Raw genomic sequence first — 22375 nt, forward strand, 5'->3', positions numbered from 1 at the left:
CGAAAACCGAGCATCGGGTTCTCCTCTTTCGGTTCGTAGCGGTTACCGCCAATCAGATTGGCATATTCATTGGACTTGAAATCGGACATGCGCACGATGACCGGCTTTCCGGTAAAACCGGCGGCGAGGGTGGAGATGCCCTCCACCAGTTTTTCTACATAGAACTCCACCGGGCCGGGATAACCGGCAATCTGTTTTTCTATTCGCTTTCGAAGTGTCTCCGGCAGTTGTTCATACTCCATCAGTGCATGGGGGTGGATGCCGATGGTGGTGTTGATGATGAACTCGACTCGGGCGAGCCCGATACCGGCGTTGGGGATGCGGCTAAAACCGAAGGCCCGCCCTGGATTGCCTACATTCATCATAATCTTGGTGGAGAGCGGGGGCAGGGTGACCTTATCCCCCTGGGTCACGGTGTATCTTAGCAGGCCTTCATAGATCAACCCGTCGTCTCCTTCTGCACAGGAGACGGTCACCGCCTCGCCATCTTTCAATTTGGTGGTGGCATTTCCACAACCGACCACCGCAGGGATACCCAGTTCCCGAGCGATAATGGCGGCATGACAGGTGCGTCCACCACGATTGGTGACGATGGCCGAAGCCCTCTTCATGACCGGTTCCCAGTCGGGATCTGTCATGTCTGTTACCAGTACATCGCCCTCTTCGACGCGGGCCATCTCCGAGACATCCGCAATGATCTTGACGGAGCCGGAGCCGACACGCTGTCCGATGGCGCGACCCTGCACCCGCACCACCCCCCGTTCTTCCAAGTGAAAACGCTCCACCTTGGCATGGTCGATGCGGCTCTCAACCGTCTCGGGTCTTGCTTGAAGGATATAAAGCTGGCCATCTTCACCATCCAGTCCCCACTCGATATCCATCGGACGGCCATAGTGTTCTTCAATGGTCAGTGCCTGGCGTGCCAGCGCCTCGACCTGTTCATCGGTGAGTGAAAACCGGCGTTGCGCCTCGGTAGCCACATCCACCGTGACCACGTTTTCCTGCGCCCCCTTGCCGTAGATCATCTTCAGGGCCTTGCTGCCGAGGGTACGGCGCAAAATGGCAGGGCGCCCGGCTTTCAGGTTGGCTTTGTGAAGATAGAACTCATCAGGATTGACTGCCCCCTGCACGACGGTTTCGCCCAGACCATAGGCGCTGGTAATAAAGACTACGTCGTCGAAACCGGATTCGGTATCCAGGGTAAACATTACGCCGGCGGAGCCGATGTCCGAGCGCACCATGCGTTGAATGCCGGCGGAAAGGGCGATCTCATCATGATCAAAACCCTGATGTACCCGGTAGGCGATGGCACGGTTGTTATAGAGAGAAGCGAAGACACGCCTGATGGCGAGGAGTATCTCATCGATGCCGGTAACATTGAGATAGGTCTCCTGCTGTCCCGCAAAGGATGCATCCGGCAGATCCTCTGCGGTAGCGGATGAGCGTACTGCTACTGCAGGATCTCCATCGTTGTCGCGCGCCAGTTTCTGATAACCGGCGGTGACGGCATTTTCGAGCACTGTCGGCAGGGAAGCATCCATGATTGCCTGACGGATGGCGTGGCCGACCTTTGCCAGTGCCTCTAAGTCGTTAATGTCGAGGGGGGACAGTAGAGAATCAATGCGTTCTTCAAGTCGATTGTGGTGGATGAACTCACGAAAAGCGTGGGCAGTTGTGGCAAAACCGCCGGGTACGCTGACGCCCATCTCAGAAAGTGTGCTGATCATCTCTCCCAGCGAGGCATTTTTCCCACCGACTTGGTTGACCTGCTGCATGTTGAGATTTTCGAACCAGATGATTTGCTCGCTCACCGTTTGTCCTCCGTTATCGGCGTGATGGGATGGTTCACACATGGTAGCTCCCCTTCTATTGATTGCCCTTGTTTTTTTGTTGGCAACTGCCACCGCTGCAAAGACAGCTCTTTCCGCAGCCGGCCCCCTCTTCACGTGCCGGCCCCAACTCGGGGTGTGCCTTTGAAAAACGCCGGCTGACGGACTGCACCAACAACCAACAGAGTAGCAGTGTGGGAATCAACACTATTGCAATAAGTACGTCGCGCAACATGACTATTGCCCTCCAAGCCCTGCAAAGCCCATAAACGACAGGGAGAGCAGGCCGCCCAGCATCAGACTGACGGCTGCGCCTTGAGTCACACTGGGTAAATTTGAAAGCTCAAGTTTTTCCCGCAGCCCGGCCATCAACATAATGGCCAGAATAAAGCCGGTGCCCGCTCCCAAAGCGTAGACCAGTGACTGCAGGAAATCATACTCCTTGAAGGTTTGGAAAAGCGCCAGGCCAAGAATTGCGCAATTGGTGGTGATCAGGGGAAGGAAGATACCCAAAGCGCGAAACAGGCCGGGGGAGAATTTTTTCAGTGTCATCTCGACCAGCTGGACCGCACTGGCAATCACTACGATGTAGGCGATCAAGCGCAGAAATTCGATATCCAAACCGACCAGCACGATATTGATTCCGTAGGCACAGACCGAACTCACCAGCATCACGAACATCGTCGCCAGTCCCATCGGCACAGCGGTGTTCAATTTCCCGGATACGCCCAGGAAAGGGCAAAGGCCGAGAAACAGAGCGAGCACGAAGTTGTTGGCCAGCACGGCATTCAGAAAGATAAAGCTGAGGGATTCATAATTCATCTGACTTCCACCACTGCGTCTGATTCACTCTGTGCCTTTCGCTGTTTGAACCATTCAAACAATAGCAGCCATGCGCCGAGCACGATGAAACCTCCGGCAGGCAATACCATGACGACCCAGGGTTCGAACTGCGGCCCGAAGAGGTCGAAACCAAAGAGCTTGCCGGCGCCCAACACCTCTCTGACGACACCCAGGCAGAGCAGGGCAAAGGTAAAACCGGCCCCCATGCCCAGTGCATTGACGAATGCCTTCAGTGGTCTGTTCTTTGATGCGTAGGCTTCAGCGCGTCCCAGTATCATGCAATTCACCACGATCAACTGGATGAAAGCGCCGAGTGCGTTGTAGAGATCCAACGAGATGGCCTGGATGGTATAGTCGACGATGGTGACAAAGGTGGCGATGATGACGATATAGGTGGCGATGCGCACCTGTTTGGGAATCTGCCGGCGGAGCAATGAGATCAGAATACCGGATGCCAGTAAAACAAAGGTGGTTGCAACCCCCATCGCCAGTGCATTGATTGCGGAGTTGGTGACGGCCAGTACCGGACACATGCCCAGGAGCATGGCGAAAACCGGGTTCTCACGCCAGAGGCCTTCGGAGAAGGTGTCCCAGGTTATTGTGTTGTTTTGTTTTCTTGTCATGTTTCAATCTCGGATTGAAAAGTCTCTGTAAATTTAGGTAACAGGATTCAGGTGACAGGTTTCAGGATTTTTTGGTCCCCTCCCTCGGCCCCGGCTTCCTGCTTCGCTCTACCTCCTGCATCCATGCAGTCGTGTTCCTCCCAAGGGAGGGGACCATTCTGCGAGGGCGGAGAAATAATGTGATAGTTTCCTCTTGACTCGAATAATGCCCCCGCAATAATCCTGCTGTCACCTGTCACCTGTCACCTGTCACCTGTTCCACACTTCCCGCCTCGATGACTTTAAGATGCGGTACCAACATCGGTAACAGTGCCTTTGCTGATTCGTTCAATGCCTTGCCTACCGCCTTGGATGAGATAGTGGCGCCGGAGATGGCATCGATCTCCCATGGATTTTGTTTGCTGCCGTGTTTGACGGTAACTATCTCATTGGCCAGCGCTTCACCGTCTTCAGCGAGTGTAACGTCCAGTGCCTCGAAGTTGGCCACGAATGCCGGGTCGGTAATGATCTTGTCACCCAGTCCAGGGGTCTCAGCCAGTTTCAGTACCTTGATGCCGCGAATGCATTGACAAGTCGGGTCGTATCCGTAGAGCAGGTGGATCAGGTTGGCATAACCCTGGGCCCTTGTATTGGCGGCGATACCGAGCAACTTTCCCTTGTCGTCGTATCCGGCGTAGAACCGCATGCCACCGGGTTGCTTCTTTTCCGTGGCGGGAGAGACACCCTTTTCCGTCACCACAAAATCCCTCCGCGTCACTGCGCCGGGGACTACCTGAAAGAGCGCCGCTTCTATGGCGCGGCGCTGGTTCTCGTCAATATAGGGTTTAGTGAAATGGAAGGTGAGCACCACCAGCAAACCTGAGAACATGGCGACGCCCACCAGGGTTCTTATCATAGGGCCTGCCGGGGTGGCCGGTTGCTGCAACTGCTCTTCCACGACACTCACTTACTTGCCCTCTGCCCGAAGACACGGGGTTGTGTAATCTGTTCGATGAGCGGTGTGGCCGCATTGCCCAGAAGGATGGCGTACATCACCCCTTCGGTGAGTCCGCCATAGACACGGATGACAACCGTCAGAGATCCGATCAACAGACCATAGATGAGAATGCCGAGCGGGGTGACCGGTGAACCCACCATGTCGGATGCCATGAACCAGGCACCCAGCATCAGACCGCCGGAGAGCAGCATGAATATCGCATCGGGCGCCCGTTCAGGATCAACGAGAGACAGCAGAACAGATGTCAGAGCAACGCCGCCCATCACAGTGAGCGGAATTCTCCAGTCGAGCATTCGCCGAAAGGCAAGATAGAGGCCACAGACCAATATCAACAGTGCTGAGGTTTCCCCTGCAGAGCCCGTTGTCATACCGGTCAACAGTTCGATGGTATCAGTCTGAATGCCTTCGAATTTGTGCAGGGCAAGGGGAGTGGCGCCAGAGAAGGCGTCTACCTGCAACAGCTCGACCCAGCTATCCACACTGGGCGGACGAAGAAAGGGCAATGCCAGCGTGGAGGGGACAAACTGGCTGAAACGGCCGTCGAAGAAGGCAGGGGTCCAGGTTGTGATGGCCACAGGAAAAGCGGCCTGTACAAAGGCGCGTCCCACCAGGGCGGGGTTGAGCACGTTCATGCCCAGTCCGCCAAAGAGCGCCTTGCCCAGTGATATGGCGGCAAAACCTGCAACGGCTCCCATCCACAGCGGAAAGGCGGGTGGCAGCGTCAGGGCCAGCAGAATGCCGGTGATAGTCGCCGACCAGTCTCCAAGGCTGTTGGAACCACTGCTCATCCAGTTGAAAAAACGTTCTGTGAGCAGACAGCTGAGGGTGACCGTGATCAGTAGTGCGAGGACGCTTAGACCGAACTGCCAGATAGCGAAGCCGACAATTGGCAGCAGGGCATAGACCACGTTGCGCATGATGCGCACCACATCATCGGGTGCGTGTGCATGGGGCGTCGTGCGCAGTTCGATTTGTGGTTTGGTTTTCATTTTATTTTTAACCGCAAAGGGCGCTAAGGACACAAGGATGATGTCTTGTGAATAGTGGTAGCTGTTTAGAGAGCAAAAAGCACTTAACGCTCTTTGCGCTCTTCGCGGTTACAAACAAGATCATGCCGCCTGCTCCCGGTTGACCGCCTTGGCGATGCGGAAATACTGCACCAGCGGGATGTTCGAGGGGCAGACATAGGAACAGCTGCCGCACTCGAAGCAGTCGTTCAGGTGGAACTCATCGGCCATGGTTGCGTATTTGCGTTTTGCGGCGAGCTGGCCCAGGTGTGAGGGGTTGAGGTGCATCGGGCAGGCGTCGAGACAGCGGGCGCACTTGATGCAGGGCCAGATTCGCAGGGTCTCGGCCTCGATGTTCGGTTCGTTGAGCACCAGCAGTCCAGAGGTACCTTTGGAGACCGGCGTATCCAGCGCAGAGACTGCGGGTCCCATCATCGGACCACCGAGAATGAATTCGGTTTGTGATCCTTCATAACCCACCTGATCCAAAACGAATCCGATAGGTGTGCCCAGGGGCACGAGATAGTTGCCGGGATGTTTGACTCCAGGACCGGCAACGGTGATGACACGTTCGATCAGACCCTCCCCTTTGGGTAGTAACTGGCCAAGAGCGGCCAGGGTGCCGACATTATTCACCACGACACCAATTTCAGCCGGTATGCCACCGGCAGGCACCTCGCGACCCAGTAGCGATTTGATCAGCATCTTTTCCGAGCCTTGGGGATATTTGGTTTCCACAGCCTCGACACTGATACTGCCGTCTCTGGGCAGGTTGGCGCGCAGCGTCTCTACTGCGTCCATCTTGTTGTCTTCGATGCCGATCACCGCCTGTTTGGTCCCGGTGGCGCGCATGGCATAGCGAATGCCGCGCATCAGTGCACGGGGATGCTCCAGCATCATGCGGTGATCGCAGCTGAGATAGGGTTCGCATTCACAGCCGTTGACTACCAGTGTGTCAACAGACTTGTCTTCCGGAATGGTGAGTTTGACGTGAGAAGGGAAGGCTGCGCCTCCCAGTCCCACCATGCCGCTGTTCTGAATGGCCTGACGCAAGGCCCCATCCGACATGTCACCAATTGTCTGTTCCTCTCCCCAGAGCACTTCCTGGGTGGCGCCCTCATAAACTTCGAGAAGAATGGACGGTGCATTCCGGCCCTGGGCAGTGGGCATCAGTTCGATGCCTTTGATTCGCCCGGTGGCAGGCGCGTGTATCGGCACTGAAACAAACCCATCTGCTTTTGCGATAGGCTGTCCCCGTACCACCTCATCACCCTTTCTGACGATCGGGATGGCAGGTTTGCCGATATGCTGGTTGAGGGGGATGACCAGCATCCCGGGAAAAGGCAGACGACGTATCGGCGTCTTGCCTGTCACTGTTTTGTTGCTTGGCGGATGGATGCCGTGATTGAAGCTTGGGCGTCCAAAAAGATTAAACAGTGACATTGCTTTGACCTTATCCCAGGATCCTGTGGACGTTATCAGCCCAGGGCTTTCAGTGCAGCGTCGTAGTTGGGCTCATCGACGATCTCGGGAACCTGCTGGGTGTAGGTCACTTTGCCGTCTTCAACGATGACGATGGCGCGGGAGCACAAGCCCTCCAGAGGGCCGTCGGTGATCAGCAGGCCATAGTCTTTGGCAAATGCCTTGCTCTTCATCAGTGACAGAGAAACCACGTTTTCGAGGCCCTCTGCGGTACAGAAGCGGCCTTGTGCGAAGGGCAGGTCACAGGAGATCACCAGGCAGACCGCATCATCGCGATTGTTGAAGTTCTCATTGAACTTGCGGGCCGAAGCGGCGCAGGTTGCTGTGTCCAGACTGGGCACGATGTTCAGCAGTACCTTTTTCCCGGAAAAATCCTCCAGTCCTTTGCTGGACAGATCCCCTGCGGTGAGGCTGAACGCCGGGGCGTCGGAACCGACGGCAGGCAGTTCACCGCTGGTGTTGATCTCGTTTCCTTTGAGTGTAATTTTAGCCATGTTTATTTCTCTACAGTTTGGTCGTTAAATATCGGAGCACAGATTTTAATAGGTTTTTGCCCTAATTTGTTACTGAAATTTCTCAGCCCGTTTGACCAGCTTTTCGATATCCTTCTCGCCCATGTTCCAGGGGGTACCGGGATGCAGGCAGCCGGCGGTGCACTTCTCTGCTGCCTTGACGATGTCCTTGTAGGTACCTGCCTGTGGATCCATGACCACGGCGAGCTTGTCGTCGTTGTAGGCGAAGATCTTCGGATTGATATCGGTGCACTCGTCGCAGGCGGTGCATTCCGGGGTCTCGATCCAGACCGGTTCATAATCTCCGGCAGGCGCGGCGCCTATACCCCCACCAAGGCTGCGGCCATTTGCTGAAATCGATCCCGCCAGCGCAGTTGCATTGCCTGATGCAGCCATCGACAGCAGGGTGGAGCTGAGACGGTTGGCCATATCGACCTTGGCCTGCTCCACCAAAGCGTTGACATCGACCTTGTCGAGTTCGCCGGCGATGTCCTTGAGCTGGTGCCAGAATTGGCGGCGCTCTTCGGCGGATTTGACAATCTCTGCGGAGCAGAGGATGCGCATCAGGCGGTTTTTGCCATCAACACCCCAGATGTAGGGGTAGTTACCCTCGCGCTCGTCTTTGTCCATATCGAGGAACTTGTGGAAGGGGATCATCTCATCGCCCCAGGTCTCCAGCGGCGCTTTGCGAAAGTGTTTGCGGAAGCGGCCTTCGGAAACGGCGAAATCAGCGAAGGTCATAGGCACATCCAGTTTCGCCTCCTGATCGTTCTCATCGATATAATCGAGGCTGTAGGAGGGCCAATCTTCCTCAATGGCGGGATTGCCCTCCAGGTCGATGCAATCCTGCAGAGTCTCGCCGGCATCCGGGTCGAACTTTATCAGCGGGTAGGCGCGGGATTCCACTGCCATTTTCGACTGGCGTGCGGTGGCGTCGTCGGCCACGCCATGCTCCGGCTGGCAGACTGCGTAGATGTTGAAGAGTGCCGGACGGCGGCTGTTGAGGCCGTCGATATAGCCCTCGATCAGATGGGTGGTGTTGCTGACCGAGCCCTGTAGTACATACGAGGTGCGATGTGCCATACCGATCAGGCTCATCTCCTTGCGGATCTCCTCTTTGCCTTTCATCGCTTTGCCGTAGGGGGACATGTCGGCCACCTGAGAGATGAAGCCCGAGGTGCAGGCCTGACCGCCGGTGTTGGAGTAGACTTGGGTATCGAGCACCAGCACCTTGATCGGCATCCCTGATGCAAGTGCCCGGGAGAGGTTCTGGAAGCCGATGTCGTACATGGCGCCGTCGCCGCCTATCGCGACCACCGGCGGGCACATCAGCCACTCTTCGTCTGTAAACCCTTTCCATCTGTACTGTTGGAAGAAGGGCTCATGTTCCGCAGGGTTGTATTTGCCGGCCAGCTCAAGCTCGGCGCAGCGGATTGCCTTGAATCCGCCCGCCATCTTCGCCATGTGGCCTTCGAACAGCCCCATTGCTACGGATGGGCTGTCCTGGAACAGATGGCTGGTCCAGGGGAACGGATAGGGGTTGAATGGATAGGTGGATCCCCATACCGAGGTACAGCCGGTGGCGTTGACAATGCCCAGCTCGGCGCGGCCGTTCTTGGTCGGTCCCTCGCGGTAACGCCAGTGTAGATCGCGCAGGTCATTGAGTACGCCGGTGACCCACTTTAGCCACTCCTTGTCCACCAGGGTGTTTTCGTGGTCTGGGTCGATGCTGTCGCTGAGGCGGGAGAGGGTCAGGTCGCCCTCGTTGCTGTCCGCTGCCTTGATGAGGGCGTCCGGGTCACTCAGGTCGACACCGGAGGCGAGCTTGAGGCGGATGTGTTGTTCCAGACTGGCGATCAGATTGTCCAGTTTCGTCAGTTGCTTTTTTACCCGTGGCTGCATCAGCGCGGTGACTGTGCCGGTGAAGAGATGGGTGGCGGTCTTTTCGCCGCAGCCGAGGCAGGAGCCGTCGCCGCAGTCCATCGAGCTGTAGTTGTGCTTGTCGAGCAATAGGGTCTGAAGTGCGCCGATCTTCTCGTCGAGGTCATCGATGCGGTTGTAGGCCGCGTTGCTGGTGGGCAGGTCGAGCCAGAAATTCCAGTCGTTGCGCATCTTTTCGATGGCTGCGTTGTCCTGCGGTTCGGCGACCAACGCCAAGTCGTCACAGACATCGACGCACTCCATGCAGCCCTTGCAAGTGTAAGGGTTGATGGTGATGGAGAAGAGTCCGCCAGAGTTGGGTGCCTTCTTCTCTTTGAGGTTCCAGTAGGGTTTTGTGGCAGCGAAATCGAAGCTGCCCAGCGCATCGACAAAGCGGCCGAACTCTGCTTCCAGGTCGCTTCTGCGTGTTTCAGCGCCCTCGGTCTCCTCTTCCTGATCACTGGCAGCGATGGTTTCGAGGATCGCCCGGTCGAGCAGGCTGCGTACCTCGGCGCTCTCTCCCTGTTCGTTGATCAGTTCGCGCAGTCGTTTCTCCACCTTGCGGGTTTCGCGGCGCAGATACTGAGTCGGCATGCCCCCCGTCTCGATCTTGTTGATGACCGACGTGAAGATCTCGCCGATGGTGTTGACCAGGCCGGGGATCGAGGAGTCGGGGCAGATGGTATAGCAGTCCCCGCAAGCGGTGCAGTTTTCTGCCACCCACTTCGGATATTCGAAGCGGATCTGGGTCATATCACGGAAGATGCCAGTGGAGGCGGGTACCAGCGACAGTGCCTGATAGGGGTCGGCCAGGTTGTCGGAACCCTTGCCGCTGGCGTAGAAGCTGCCGGTCTGTTCCCAGAAGCGGTGTATGTCGGAGATGCCGCCGTTGCCCTCGGGCAGTTGTTTCAGCATCACCGGCAGGCCGATCTCTTTCTTCAGCTTGCTGCTGCTTTGGGGACCCACCTGCATGTTGGTGATTGAGTGGATCTCGTCGAAACCACGGTGCACGATGCGCAGGTTGTCTTCCACTACGCGCTGACCTTTGGCGCCGAACTTATCCTGCAACTGGTCTTCGATCGATTTGAAAAGCTTGTTCTCGTCGAGACCGGCCATCTCCATCAACGGCGAACCGGCGAAGAAGGCACCCTGAAAGGCGTTGCCCTGCATGCGCAGCTGCAGTTCCGGGTTGCTGGCCTCTTCCCGGGCGATCTTGAAGCCGTCGATGTAGAAGATCTGGATCTCGTTCTCCAGCGCCTGCTGCTGCATCCAGCGTGGAAAACTGGTCCAGACCGCCTCGGGGCTCTCCAGATTGGACTGGATGATCAGGGTGCCGCCTTTTATCAGACCGGAGAGCGGGTTGGAATGGCTATATACGTTGGGATCGGGACTCAGCACCACGTCCACATAGTGGTATTCGCAGTTGAGTGGGATCGGCGTGGGGGCCGCTGACAGATAGTAGGTGGTGGGTTGACCCTTCTTCTCGGATCCATACTTCGGGTTTGCCTTGATCTCGTAGCCGAGCAGGTCGTAGAGGGTCATCACCAGGTTCTTGCCGGTAGTGATGGCGCCCCAGCCCCCCACCGAATGCATCCGCACCGTGATGGAACCTTCCGGCATCAGATTGGGATTTTCGGAGCCGTGCACCGAAAGCTTGCCCACATTGGGATAGGCATCCAGCAGTTTCTGGATGTGGATCTCCTGCTTCGGGTTGGCCGCTTCTTCGCGCACGAAATCGATGCCGAGGTAGAAGAAGGTCTTCTGATCGCCATCGGGCAGCATGTTCTCAATCGCGCCGATCAGCCCCTCTGGCTGCAGGTCGCGAGAACCCATGCCGTAGGCGCCGGAGTAGAGGCGCGGCGCGTCTTTCAGGGTTTTGTAGGTGGCGTAGTCGGGATAGGGTTGTTTACCGTCAGCCTGACCGTTCTCCATGCACTTGGAGAGGGCGGCGCGTATTTCACGCATCAGTGGAAGATCTTCCGCCAGTGGCTGGTCGGTGCGCTCAAGCACTACTACGCCTTTTTTGCCCTGCAGCGCCTTGCCGAGCAGGTCGCCGGGGAACGGGCGGAACAGGGTGACATCGATCACGCCTATTTTCAGTTGGCGGGTCTTTGCCAGATATTCGGCTACGCTGCGAGCCTGTACCACCATCGAGCCCATGCCTACGATCAGATAATCGGCCTTGTCGGCATTAAAGCTGCCGATGCGGTCATAGCGGCGGCCGGTCAGTTCATAGTATTCGTCCATGACCTGTTCGGTGAGATCGGTGATATGGTCGTAGAAGTAGGGACGCTGCGCCGCCTGGGTCTGCATATAGGCGTCCTGGTTCTGTACCCCGCCTGACTGCATCGGGTTGTCCACGTCCCAGATCATGGGGATGCGGCGGCGTTTCTCGCCGTAGAGCATCTTTTGCGCCGGGGTGGGGGATTCGATCTCGTCATCGGGACGGCCGAGGAACTCCGCGATCAACTCGCGTTCGGGCACCTGCAGAGGTTCGATCAGATGGGTGGTGAGAAAACCATCCTGGGCCACCACAGCAGGCGTTAGCGACAGCTCGGCGATCTTGCGACCGATCAGATTGAGGTCGGCAGCGCCTTGGGCATCGTTGGCGAAGAGCTGGAAAAAGCCGGTGTCGTCGATGCAGTGAAAATCATCGTGGCCGCAGTGGACGTTGAGGGACGCCTTGGTGATGGCGCGGCAGCCGATGTTCAGCACGTAGGGAAGGCGTTTTCCGGCTGCGGCATAGAGGGACTCGTGCATGAACGCGACGCCCTGGGCCGATGAAAAGTTGGTGGAACGCAGACCGGTCATTGACATGCCTGCGGTAACTGCGGCTGCAGCGTGTTCAGATTCAGGTTCCACGAAGATCAGAGCGCGGTCCGAGATATTCACATGTCCCTTGGCCATCTCTTCCGCCCAATATTCACCCATCTGGGTCGACGGTGTGATGGGGTAGGCGCCGGCTGCATCGGATGCCTCACGCTCGCACATGATGACTGCAGTATTACCGTCCATCGCCATGCGGATGCCAGGGTACTTGAAGGTCTTGGTCTCTTTTTTGCCGAACATAGTCTCTGTCTCGTTTCAGTCAGCCTGGGTGTTGGTAACGCGGAGGCCGCAATGCCGCAAAGAACGCGGGGTTATATTTTTTCCTGTTGCTTCTTTGAACAGTTCAGGTATTGGTATCTTGAGTAATTTCCCTCTAAAAAACTTTACGCTTTACGCGTTGCTGCAATCTCAGTGTTAGATTACAGAGTGCTGGGGCAACGCCTCCTTGCGCACAATATGCTTTGCCTGACGGCCCTTGATCGCGATGTCGCCATCCAGCCAGACTATGGCGCCGGTGGGGCAGCGTTGGGTGGCTACGGGGGAGGCCAGGGCATTCTTTTCGTAGTCGATCACTGCAAGGTTGTCGTGGATGGTGATCAGCGCTTCCGGACTGTCTTTTGCACAACGCTCGCAGGCAGTGCAGGCCACGGCGCAATCGGCTTCAGCCCCGTCACCATTATCCAGGTTTTTACACGCCACCCATAACCTGTGGCTGATTGGCTGGATGGAGAAGAGTTCCTTAGGGCAGACATCGACACAGTCCCCACAGGCCGTGCACTTGGCATTAGTGACCACGGGGAGGCCATGTTGATCCATGGTGATGGCGTCGAGTTCGCAGAACTCAGCACAATCGCCGATTCCAATACATCCCCAACTGCAACCTTTCGGACCACCGGCCACAACGGCTGCTGCCCTGCATGAAGAGAGGCCTTGGTAATGCGCCCGCATACGCGCGACATGGGTGCCACCCGCACAGGCGAGGCGAGCCACCCGCTGTTCCACTTCACCCGCCGCTACGCCAAGGTAATCCGCAATCTCTTCAATGGCATCCTGCGAATTCACCGTGCACTGCGCCGGTTCCAGACTGCCGTCGACCAATCCTTCAGCAAAAGGGCGACAACCCGCGGTACCGCAGGCGCCGCAGTTGGTCAGTGGCAGCATCTCTTCGACTTCATCGATGCGAGGATCTTCGAATACCCACAGCTTACGGTTTGCAATGGCCAGGGTAAGAGATAAAACAAGCCCCAAACCGCTCATGAAAGCGATTGCGATAGAGATATGAATAAGGTTGTCGTAGTCCAAATTTCCAACCACTTTCAGGTTGTCATCAACGGGTAACAAAAACCGCAGTATTACTGGGAGTCTAAGGGAGGGAGATGTATTAATCTAGATAATATTATTAATACTCAGTATTAAAATTAATGAGAGGAATATCTAGCATTGAATTATTAAATATTAACCTGATAACCTCTAAAATTCAGCCATGATCGGAGAGTTTTTTCAATCCGCAAATAACGCAATTTTCCCTTGTACATTAAGTCATTGCATCCGTCCAATAAGCCCTATTGTGTAATCATTAAATCGGCCGATGCAGATGAATAACCATCAGGTTTTCATACAAAATCAATGCATTTGCGTTGTTCGCGGACAAATCTCTTTCCCTAAACGCAGCTGTGTTATAGGGGTAATCAGTATTAATGGCTGATCCCGAAAAAGGCTTGATCTCGTGGGTCTGCCACGTGCGTTCCTGAAAATGTTCATGGCACTGTGGGCATGACAAGGCGTGGCGAACAGAGTCGCCCATCGTGAGACTTCTTTTCCTGTTTCCGCACAGCCACCAGGCAATAACAGTCGTTGAGGTATTTACCCAGGAGGCGTGGTTGTTGGCGGAAATGAAATGAAGAGTGGAAGATACCGGGCGGCCAGATAGGATATTGCTCTTCTCCGGTATCCTCTTGTTGTTGCTGTATTCAGAAGCACTTATGCGGATCGCTCAAGTCTTCTCCCGTATTTAACTCCTTCTGCAACAATAGCTTATAGGTCTTTAGTATCAGACGCTCATGAAGCGTCTTTGGCGGACTCATTTCATCGACCACCGTCTGAAAACGATCTATTTTCTTATTGTGAGACATTTTGGAATTTTGCTGCACTGTCATAGTCATATTCCCGATCCCCTACTCACTTTTAAGTGTAGGTCTATTTTGGAAGAAAAATAATCGGCAGCGCCTGATCTGAGTGTAGGAATTTTCCGATATCAGAGGATTGAGAGATCGCGATTAGAATAATCGCCGGTTTGCCTATCTCCCTGTGGGCGCTGGTGAACTCCGGATTTAGCGGGAAGGCTTGTCGATATTCGGTTTCCGCTTCGTCCAGCCGTCCCTGTTCCTGCAGAAAGTAGCCCATGTTTTGTGTGCCGCCACGGAAGAATCGCTTGCAGGATCTGACTGTTTGATCGAAAATGATCGAGTCTCAAAGTCACGAAAGTGGCGAGATGACTAAGGGAGTCAGCCTAATGGCAAATAATCGCATTCCCGGACCGATTGGCATGGCAGCAGATCCATCCATGGTGGATAGCGGTACATTGTGCATTACGGCCAGCTCGTCCCCCGGTCCACTCTCCCTGCAGTCCCCCACAACAAGCCAATTTGTAGCACTTGCCCTCGCGCGGCTGGTAAATGCAACCCAGCACTTCGCCGATAGGCGGATCCAGAATACTCAACTACGTAGAAAATATCTGGCCGAATGCAAGCGATGCATTCAGGCACTGCCGCCGCTGTTTCAGCAGCACCAGATCAGCGACAGGCATGCACAGCGCTTCGCCAGTGGGTTAAGCCACGAGATAGCTGGCCTGCAGGCGCTGATCGGCGCCGGAACCGTTCCGGCATACTACAAACTGCTGATCACCATTCGCGGCCATGATGGAGCGGGCATCCAGGCGCTCTTGCATACCCACTTCATCCAGTTGGGTGACGCCGAAAAAGAACACTTCTGCTTGGGGCTGATCAATACCCTTACGCCCAATCTCTTCGGTCTGCGGGGGATAGCCGGTCTGTTCAGAATCGAGGTCTGGCTGCGATTTATGACTGCCTGTCTGGTTTGGATGCAGGAGGCCAGCCGCATGGCCGAGGCCCTCACCTGGCGACCGGAGCTTATTCGAGTCAGCACCTATCGGCTCGTGGAACACAAAAGCACGACCCGGCCGCCCCCTGCGCCACGTGCACGACCCAGCCCACCGCCACCAAAACCGACGAATGATGAGAACCTGGCTCAGGTTGACCAGAACCAACAGGCTGCGACGTTGGAGAGTGCCGCAAAGGATGGCGCCCCGTTCTGCGAAGAGTGCGAGAAGGCCCGCCGCAGCCAAGAAGCGGAGGCGCAGGGTGCCGCATGAGTGGTGACAGTGTCCAACAGATCATCGATTACCTGTGGCCGGAAGGCGACAGCCTGACCGGCCCTCAGGTCTACGCAGTGCTGGACGGGGGGCGCGACCGGCGCATCGAGCCGATGGTACGACTAAGCCGCCTGGAACACGCCTGCCTCTTCTCAGGACGACTTACAGCACGCATGCAGGCAGCTGCCCCCTATGTGGTTCACCTGGCACCCGATGCACGTTTCACCCGAGAGTTGCTGGAGACAGGCTGGGGAGAGAGCTGGGGCTTTTTCACCATCGTGCCGGTCGATGTCACGCTGGAGCAGCACCGCCGCCATTTTCGCACGCTGTTGCGGATCCAGGACGAGTCGGGCCGTATCTTGATGTTTCGCTTCTACGACCCGAGAGTGCTGCGAGTCTATCTGCCGACCTGTACGGGTGACGAGGCGAGGCAGTTTTTTGGGCCAGTGCCGCAGATGGTTGCCGAAGCCGAGGATGGCGGCAGTCTGGTCACCTATACTCCCAAGACAACGGGCGTCACTGCGCAGAGCCTCTCTTTCAAACCCGCTCCGTCCCCTGAACCTGCAGATTGATGAAAGGATGGCCATCCGCATGCTGACTATCCGGGCAACACAGAAAGAGATTCTGGCGAGAGCCTCATTTGAGAGATGGCTTGTCGACCACGCGCGACAGTTTTTTCCGACGGAGTGCGCAACGCTCGGCACCGGAGGCACGCTCGACTTCATCCGTGAGATGGCACAGCAGGCTCGGCGCCGTGGTCTCACCGAGGGGCCGCAAATCTGCAGTTATGTCGACCTGGCGTTCACCTTCGAGCGCGATTTCGAAACCCGCCCGTGGGCCGCTGAACTCGTCGCCGAGGCGGCCGGCGCCTGGAGTGAGTTCACCATGGATGCCCTCTTCGAGGCGGCCATGGCTGAGCTGGATCCGGAGGCAAGCCTCGGGGTTGAGGACGAGGAGGACTTTCAGGTAGTCGAGGAGGATGAGACGGACGAGGATGAGTACGCAGAGGCTGAACCGGAAGACGAAGAAGAAGACGAAGAAGACGAAGAAGAAGACGACGAAGATGAGGGTGAAGGCGTGAATCGCGACGAGCAGCCGCTGGGACCCGGGAGTGGGGATGGAGGACCGGAACGATGAATGGGCCTGCGGTGCAGAACAGGGCCGGTAACCTCAGGGCGGCAAAGGCCGCTTCCAACGAGGCCAACAACTCCGGTGAGAAGCCTTGCCCACTTAACCACGTCACACCGCACATCGAGTTCGAGCACAAGGTCGTCCTGCTCGATCGCAAGCTATACAAGCATCAGACTAGGGAGCCGAAGAAGCGCCACATCCACCCCGACCCCACGTACATCCTGGTGTGGGCCACACAGAGCAACAAGGGCGAAAAGCCCTGGGAAAAGAAGGGCAAACTCACGGTCTCCCCCGCGAATGTGGAGGTCTTCCTCGATGAGAAGTGCAGGAAGAAGCTCAAGAAGGGCCTTACACACAAGCAGCTCACGGGGGGGACAAAGAAGAAGCTGTGGCTTCGCGGCGTCACCGCGGGCAAGTTCAAGGTAAAGCTCACGCTGGAGGATCCCGGGGATGCGAAGATAAAGCTCAAGGACAACCCCGCCGAGCAGGAGATGGGGGTTGCCGAGCTCGAGTTGTTGGTCCATCAACACGATCCAGCGGCCGTGGCTGCATTGAGGGTCAACCCCGACGAGGAGCCACTCAGCACCTACCATACAAACCTGAAGAACAAGGTGCTGCCGGATCAGAAGAAGCTGTCGGACAAGGAGAAGGTCAAGAAGGGGCGACTGCTGCACGAGCAGTCGGGAGCGCACTTTGGCCGCGCGAAGCTCATCATCAAGAAGCTCGATGCCAGTCAGTGGCCTGAAGGCACTGACGCCTATGAGGTGGTGTTGGGCGAGAAGAACGATTCCGGCTCCCTGGCGATCTTCGACAAGGAGTTTGACGGCACGAAGAAGCCGTTCCCCCTGAAGTACAAGGTTTCTGACCTCAAGGCGGCGGAGAAGACGGTCTGGCTGGAGGGAGGTTCGAGTACGAAGCGATGGCGCGACGCGCGCCTTGACCTCGGTCTGGATCGCCCCGCCGGCGGACTGCCCAAGAAGGCCAAGCACAACGGCGACTGGTCACGCTGTACTGTCGTCAAGATCAAGGAGGTGAAGCTTGAGTACAGACCCCCGAGGCGCAGGGCGAATGCCTGGGACGCGGTAAATAACCGCTTCTTCATCAACATGAAGTCCGATCCGAACGGGCGCAAGATCACGCTGGGTGTCCAGCTCACCGAGAAGCTCAGAGGTGTGGTAGTGCACTTCATGCTGGTCGAGCACAAAGACAATCGCAAGGCGGCCAACTGGGGTAAGGACATGCCGACCGGTGCGCCGTCGAACAAATGGGTCTGGAAGGACATCACGAAAGCCGTCAAGCACAACGACAAGAGCAACCGACAAAAGATCCTGCACCTGTCGAAGAAGACAAACAGGAAGGGTTATGCGAAGAAGGAAGTGACCCTCTCACGCTTCGGCGGCGACAAGTTCTATCTGGCAGCGTACATCGAACAGGATCCGCATCTGGCGAAGTATATCGATGGTCATGCCGATCTCGGCAAGCGCAAGCCGGTAATGCGGGCTGATCCGATCCAGGTTTGGCGGAAGTTCTGGTACAAAGAGGTCAAGGTCAGGGGAATCACGGTGAGGGGGTTCGGCAACGCGGCAGACACCTACTCAGACGTGAAGGGGGTCATGTTGGCGGCACGGCGCGTCGAGATGAAACGCAGAACGGCAAACCGCTTGCGACCCCGTGTGATCTACCCCAAGCACATGGTGAGCTACTATTGGGACTCCGCCACCAACAGGTACGTGAACAACTATCCAAACGACAACGGCGATGCGCTCGTCGTGGGCGACGACAATGAGAGCAAATTCTTCAAGTTGGCGAAGAGCGAGAAGGACAAGCCGGTGATGGTCCCGATGCTGAATGCCCACGCCCTCTGGATCAAGGGCGGCAACACAGCTTCCAAGAACATCGCATGGCAGGAATCAACGGTTTTTCCGATCACGGTCGATGTCGGAAAGGGGATCCTCGATCCACCCTTGGCTGGCGGCACGCTCCTCAAGCAGGGGCGATGGGAGGCGGAGGACTGGACGCCGCCTGCGGTACCGCCAGGATCCCCCCCCGGGACCCCGCCCACTCCCGGATCCTGGGGCAATCGCAGCAGCGGGAACCTGGCAGCGCGCGACCTGGATCTGAACCCAGGTCGCAGTGATCCCGAGACGGTCAGGATCAAGGTTCCGGCGGGTGTTACGGTCGCCGTCAGCAAGACCCGGATACGTATTCGCGGACTCGCCGTGCGTCATTGCCAATCGTTTCTCGGCACTTCTTACGCCGATGGAATCGTGAACGCGTACACGCCGAATGACGAGCAGGACTTCATCAACACGATCAACCACGAGCTTGGGCACTCGTTCAAGCAGGTTGCGAAGGTGCGGCCGGCGGGCATCCCTGTTCACAAGCTGCAATATGACAAGGATGGCTCGCACTGCAACTTCGCGGGCAAGAAATGCCTGATGTATGAGAGTGGACCGCAGCCGGGATCGCTTAACCGCTACTGTTCTGTGTGCCATCCCTATGTGCTCGTACAGGACATGTCTTCGGTATGATTCTGCTGCGTTCTGTTCTAATTTCTCTACTGCTCGCATCGACCATTTGGTTTGGTGCAGCAGATGCAGACTGGTCGAGCGCCAACAGTGAGGGGCAAGAGATGATTACAGTAAATGAACGGATAGCTGAGTTGCTGCGCTTCCCCGACGAAGCGTACTTCTCGCTGACCGATGACCAACTGCTCGACCTCCAGGACGCCCTGTCCGAGATCGTCGAGAGCGGGGAAACAGGCGCAGCGGATGCATTGCGACCGCAGGTGGCGCTTGGGGCTCCTCGACGAGTGGATCTGCAGGCGCAGAGTAGGGTTCCCCTCTTTCTGGGCAGGTTTCAGACGGGTCTGCGCGCCTGGCAGGTTAACCCTGACCCAAACACCTATTTCTTCGTGAGGAACAATAGGACAGGTGCGCTCATCTTCTCTCTTCCTTTCATCGACATGCGTCGTGGGCACCAACAGCGACCCTCGGGAGTGGGAGAGCCGCCAGACGAGCTGAATGCCACTTCCACGAGTTCGGGGGTCGATGCGGTAGATCTACTTGAAAAAATGGCCGGCCGGTTGAACCCCGGGCTAAACTCCATAACCGCAGTGGTTTACGATATCTGCTCAAACACAGTCGACATCCAACTCGACGGAGTAACCAGGACAGAGCCATCCATGTCGCTGGAGAGTGACTTCGTTCGTCATGAGCTGGATTGCAGCCCAACCGTCGACACCGAGATCACAGTGCCGGCGACCGGCTCAGCGAGCCGCGGTATCGAGATTCGCGTAGCCGCCCAGATGGCGACCAGACAGGGTCTCGTCCGGGCCGAGGGGGATCGACTGCTCCTCTCCTGGCATCTGATCCTCGTCCGTCTCGATGCGCCACCGGTCATCGTCTCCGCATTTGTACCGGTTCAAGAGGCCAGGAACCCAGAGGGCGAAACTGTATACAATGCCCGGTTCGTGGCCGAGCTCGGAGCCCAGGGGCACCCGGTTCCGCCGGGGAACTACCAAGTCTACAGCGATCTTGGCGCTGGGTTCCGGGGACCTTTCCCACTCGCTGTCACGGAGTAGGGGGTTCTGGAAGATTGAAGTGCCATTCTACTTGCCCCCCAATTGACCAGCCAGGCAAGTGGGGGGAGGGAGTGAAAATCAGAATGTGGCGTTATGCTTTCTTGCGGCGACGGGCGAAGCCCACGCCGGTCAGGCCAAGTGCTGTCAATGCGAGGGTCGAAGGTTCGGGGATGTTAAATGTGATGTTATCAACGCGAAAGAAGTCGTTGCTTCGCGAACTTAATTCAATCCAAGTGAGATTGGTATGACCGGAAAATGCTACCGTAACCGGTTCTGTAAGAAAATCGCCGAAAAGTTCTGACGTACCATCAGAAAATGTAATACGCCCGCCAAAACTCGAAGACACGAGACTCTGAAAATCAAACAATGCACCGAACATGTCTAGTTTAACTGTACTCTGCTCGATTCCGTTGTTAGTTCTCTCTAATGCCAGATACTGACCATCTCCAATGAAGGAATCTGAAGGGTTCACGTCATAGTCGCCTACAAGAACTGATAGTCGAAAACCGTCTTCGATGTAGTTAGCTGTTTGATCTGTTCCAATAGTTGCCGATTCAAAGTCGATAACTACAGCCTGTGCAGCATGCATGAATGTCATTGAAACTGTCACAAGTAACATTACCAACAATCCGTAGGATGTCTTTATCATTACTTTTCTCCGAAAGTGCGAAATTTGCGGCGCAATATTTACGCCACACAAAGAGGAAATTACAGGGGACAGGCCACAGTCACAACTTCTCATCGCACAAGACTGAAGCCCTACTCCTCCCTTCAGACAAATCAGCGCTCCTAATCTCTGTATAGACTATATCTGGGAATATGGTTCGATATATTTTCGTTCATAGATTGATCTGAGTCAGGTTATAAGAATTCCACTTTCACCTCCTGCCACCTTTTCTTCCTGGAGTTGAGTGAAAAGGGGGGATTACTATTCAGTACGGTTGTATTTTTTGTGTACGCCCGGCATGGGCATGAACTAGGGAAAGTTCATGCTCTTATCTGTGGAGATCTGCTTAACAAGCGATCGGCAGATACCCAGCCCTCTGTATACGGATCGCCTATTGGGGACAGTGGCGAAAACCTCGCACCAAAGTAAGAAGCTTGATGAGACTCGGTGTTAGCGTCCAATCAGCGGTTGCCTGTGGCATTACCAGCAAAGGCCCATGGCGCAGTTCAAACACGCCGGGGATACAGCAGGCATTATCCAACGCCTATCTGAAATCTCAGGGGCTATATGCGCTGCGTGATGGTTGGATCAAGCTTCATCATTCCAAGTGAAACGCCCTGTGCGGAGCCGCATGCAGGGTGTGGTGGGGGCTGGGGGTTAGAAACCTCCGGCTACCCGATTAGGCGCTGGTCTTCTATGTTTAAGCCGCATAGTCTCTATTTTTAGCGCTATGCTTTAAAAGACTCTCCGCAGGAATAGAGAAAGTTTCGTGTAGCCTTTCTATCATGCGGAGAGTCAACGGGCGTTTTCGAGCTAGAATTTCGTATACACGATTTTTGCGCCCAATAGCAGGTACAAGATCATCAACTGTAAGACCCTGTTGCTCCATGCGGAATTTTATAGCCTCAATGGGATCAGGGAAGTCAATTGGATAATGAATTCGCTCGTAGGCTTCGACTAACGTAACCAAGATATCCAGATGGTCACCCTCTGGTGTATTGGCTTCGGCAGACATGAGCGATTCAATTTCCTTGAGTGTATTCTGATAATCAGCTTCGGATTTAATAGGATGAATTTCCATGGGTACCTCAGATTGTTTGGGCAGCGATATCATCGTATTGCCTGTGAGTACCGAAAAAACGAATATAAACAACACGGTAAGGATAATTAATCCATACTATCAAACGATATTTATTACCAGCAATGTTAAATACAACTCTTCCACCCTTGAGAATACTGGCATTCGAGAACTGGGCTTTGACTTCATTTGGTGTAGCCCAGTCGGCCTTTAAGGTTTCCCGATACCAAGCCATTCCGGGCTCGATTGAATCTGAATAAGTCGGTGAATTTGTCCAAAATGCTTTCAGGGTTGACAGAGCAATAATACGCATGAATTTAATGGTAGTCCCGTATTGGGACTGCCGCAACTCAAATTTTAGTATTACCCCGTGTTCAACGCCTATCTGAAATCTCAGGGGCTAGATACGCTGCGCGATGGTTGGATCAAGCTTCATCATTCCAAGTGAAACGCCCTGTGTGGAGCCGCATGCAGGGTGTTGTG

Annotated in this window: 18 protein-coding genes; 5 read left to right on the top strand and 13 right to left on the bottom strand. The window is 55.8% G+C overall.

Going from position 1 to position 22375, the window contains the following annotated elements:
• The 10 genes from ppsA to G9Q73_RS18005 form a co-directional block, all read right to left on the bottom strand.
• A partial coding sequence (gene ppsA / locus G9Q73_RS17955) for a phosphoenolpyruvate synthase (protein WP_439654702.1) occupies positions 1–1811 on the bottom strand: 1811 nt, incomplete at its 3' end.
• Positions 1812–2066: 255 nt separating this feature from the next.
• Positions 2067–2651: an electron transport complex protein RnfA gene (locus G9Q73_RS17960; RefSeq protein ID WP_177420997.1), complete on the bottom strand. Its 585-nt coding sequence runs from the start codon at positions 2649–2651 to the stop codon at positions 2067–2069.
• Positions 2648–3295, bottom strand: a complete 648-nt coding sequence (gene rsxE / locus G9Q73_RS17965; RefSeq protein WP_177420998.1) for an electron transport complex subunit RsxE — start codon at positions 3293–3295, stop codon at positions 2648–2650. The genes G9Q73_RS17960 and rsxE overlap by 4 nt, the downstream gene beginning before the upstream one ends.
• Before the next feature lie 235 nt (positions 3296–3530).
• Entirely contained in the window at positions 3531–4241 is a 711-nt protein-coding gene (locus tag G9Q73_RS17970) for an RnfABCDGE type electron transport complex subunit G (protein WP_177420999.1), read from the bottom strand.
• Entirely contained in the window at positions 4238–5281 is a 1044-nt protein-coding gene (locus tag G9Q73_RS17975) for an RnfABCDGE type electron transport complex subunit D (protein WP_177421000.1), read from the bottom strand. Before G9Q73_RS17975 ends, G9Q73_RS17970 begins: the two co-directional genes overlap by 4 nt.
• A gap of 120 nt (positions 5282–5401) precedes the next feature.
• Complete coding sequence (gene rsxC, locus G9Q73_RS17980; protein ID WP_177421001.1) at positions 5402–6742, bottom strand: electron transport complex subunit RsxC; 1341 nt, start codon at positions 6740–6742, stop codon at positions 5402–5404.
• Between the two features lie 35 nt (positions 6743–6777).
• Positions 6778–7275, bottom strand: a complete 498-nt coding sequence (gene tpx / locus G9Q73_RS17985; protein ID WP_177421002.1) for a thiol peroxidase — start codon at positions 7273–7275, stop codon at positions 6778–6780.
• A gap of 69 nt (positions 7276–7344) precedes the next feature.
• Positions 7345–12282, bottom strand: coding sequence for a 2-oxoacid:acceptor oxidoreductase family protein (locus tag G9Q73_RS17990; protein ID WP_177421003.1), 4938 nt, complete (start codon positions 12280–12282; stop codon positions 7345–7347).
• A gap of 174 nt (positions 12283–12456) precedes the next feature.
• Entirely contained in the window at positions 12457–13356 is a 900-nt protein-coding gene (locus tag G9Q73_RS17995) for an RnfABCDGE type electron transport complex subunit B (protein WP_369408923.1), read from the bottom strand.
• Between the two features lie 882 nt (positions 13357–14238).
• Complete coding sequence (locus tag G9Q73_RS18005; protein ID WP_177421004.1) at positions 14239–14445, bottom strand: hypothetical protein; 207 nt, start codon at positions 14443–14445, stop codon at positions 14239–14241.
• A gap of 109 nt (positions 14446–14554) precedes the next feature.
• Here G9Q73_RS18005 and G9Q73_RS18010 point away from each other — a divergent pair, with 109 nt between their 5' ends.
• The 5 genes from G9Q73_RS18010 to G9Q73_RS18030 all read left to right on the top strand — a co-directional run bounded on the left by G9Q73_RS18010 (position 14555) and on the right by G9Q73_RS18030 (position 20147).
• Positions 14555–15433, top strand: a complete 879-nt coding sequence (locus G9Q73_RS18010; RefSeq protein WP_177421005.1) for a hypothetical protein — start codon at positions 14555–14557, stop codon at positions 15431–15433.
• Positions 15430–16005 (top strand): DUF4123 domain-containing protein, encoded by a 576-nt coding sequence (locus tag G9Q73_RS18015; protein ID WP_177421006.1) that lies wholly within the window; start codon positions 15430–15432, stop codon positions 16003–16005. Before G9Q73_RS18010 ends, G9Q73_RS18015 begins: the two co-directional genes overlap by 4 nt.
• Before the next feature lie 160 nt (positions 16006–16165).
• Positions 16166–16570, top strand: coding sequence for a hypothetical protein (locus tag G9Q73_RS18020; protein ID WP_178941537.1), 405 nt, complete (start codon positions 16166–16168; stop codon positions 16568–16570).
• A complete protein-coding gene (locus tag G9Q73_RS18025) occupies positions 16567–19095 on the top strand; it encodes a hypothetical protein (protein WP_177421008.1) in 2529 nt (842 codons plus the stop codon). Before G9Q73_RS18020 ends, G9Q73_RS18025 begins: the two co-directional genes overlap by 4 nt.
• A gap of 101 nt (positions 19096–19196) precedes the next feature.
• Entirely contained in the window at positions 19197–20147 is a 951-nt protein-coding gene (locus tag G9Q73_RS18030) for a hypothetical protein (RefSeq protein ID WP_177421009.1), read from the top strand.
• Positions 20148–20238: 91 nt separating this feature from the next.
• On the opposite strand, the gene G9Q73_RS18035 is transcribed toward G9Q73_RS18030, so the two are convergent.
• From G9Q73_RS18035 to G9Q73_RS18045, 3 genes are all read right to left on the bottom strand, one after another.
• A complete protein-coding gene (locus G9Q73_RS18035) occupies positions 20239–20796 on the bottom strand; it encodes a PEP-CTERM sorting domain-containing protein (RefSeq protein WP_177421010.1) in 558 nt (185 codons plus the stop codon).
• A gap of 718 nt (positions 20797–21514) precedes the next feature.
• On the bottom strand, positions 21515–21895 hold the full coding sequence (locus G9Q73_RS18040) for a helix-turn-helix domain-containing protein (RefSeq protein WP_177421011.1): 381 nt from the start codon (positions 21893–21895) through the stop codon (positions 21515–21517).
• Between the two features lie 7 nt (positions 21896–21902).
• Complete coding sequence (locus G9Q73_RS18045) at positions 21903–22205, bottom strand: type II toxin-antitoxin system HigB family toxin (protein ID WP_177421012.1); 303 nt, start codon at positions 22203–22205, stop codon at positions 21903–21905.
• Positions 22206–22375 lie beyond the last annotated feature (170 nt).

The organism is endosymbiont of Lamellibrachia barhami (genome assembly GCF_011947365.2).
In the GTDB taxonomy this organism is placed as follows: Bacteria; Pseudomonadota; Gammaproteobacteria; order Chromatiales; family Chromatiaceae; genus QGON01.

What these genes read in the sequence shown, in the direction of transcription:
- G9Q73_RS17960 (WP_177420997.1), bottom strand. Translation starts at nt 2,651, where the DNA reads ATGAATTATGAATCCCTCAGCTTTATCTTTCTGAATGCCGTGCTGGCC.
- rsxE (WP_177420998.1), bottom strand. Translation starts at nt 3,295, where the DNA reads ATGACAAGAAAACAAAACAACACAATAACCTGGGACACCTTCTCCGAA.
- G9Q73_RS17975 (WP_177421000.1), bottom strand. Translation starts at nt 5,281, where the DNA reads ATGAAAACCAAACCACAAATCGAACTGCGCACGACGCCCCATGCACAC.
- rsxC (WP_177421001.1), bottom strand. Translation starts at nt 6,742, where the DNA reads ATGTCACTGTTTAATCTTTTTGGACGCCCAAGCTTCAATCACGGCATC.
- tpx (WP_177421002.1), bottom strand. Translation starts at nt 7,275, where the DNA reads ATGGCTAAAATTACACTCAAAGGAAACGAGATCAACACCAGCGGTGAA.
- G9Q73_RS17990 (WP_177421003.1), bottom strand. Translation starts at nt 12,282, where the DNA reads ATGTTCGGCAAAAAAGAGACCAAGACCTTCAAGTACCCTGGCATCCGC.
- G9Q73_RS18005 (WP_177421004.1), bottom strand. Translation starts at nt 14,445, where the DNA reads ATGGGCTACTTTCTGCAGGAACAGGGACGGCTGGACGAAGCGGAAACC.
- G9Q73_RS18010 (WP_177421005.1), top strand. Translation starts at nt 14,555, where the DNA reads ATGGCAAATAATCGCATTCCCGGACCGATTGGCATGGCAGCAGATCCA.
- G9Q73_RS18015 (WP_177421006.1), top strand. Translation starts at nt 15,430, where the DNA reads ATGAGTGGTGACAGTGTCCAACAGATCATCGATTACCTGTGGCCGGAA.
- G9Q73_RS18020 (WP_178941537.1), top strand. Translation starts at nt 16,166, where the DNA reads ATGGCACAGCAGGCTCGGCGCCGTGGTCTCACCGAGGGGCCGCAAATC.
- G9Q73_RS18025 (WP_177421008.1), top strand. Translation starts at nt 16,567, where the DNA reads ATGAATGGGCCTGCGGTGCAGAACAGGGCCGGTAACCTCAGGGCGGCA.
- G9Q73_RS18030 (WP_177421009.1), top strand. Translation starts at nt 19,197, where the DNA reads ATGATTACAGTAAATGAACGGATAGCTGAGTTGCTGCGCTTCCCCGAC.
- G9Q73_RS18035 (WP_177421010.1), bottom strand. Translation starts at nt 20,796, where the DNA reads ATGATAAAGACATCCTACGGATTGTTGGTAATGTTACTTGTGACAGTT.
- G9Q73_RS18040 (WP_177421011.1), bottom strand. Translation starts at nt 21,895, where the DNA reads ATGGAAATTCATCCTATTAAATCCGAAGCTGATTATCAGAATACACTC.
- G9Q73_RS18045 (WP_177421012.1), bottom strand. Translation starts at nt 22,205, where the DNA reads ATGCGTATTATTGCTCTGTCAACCCTGAAAGCATTTTGGACAAATTCA.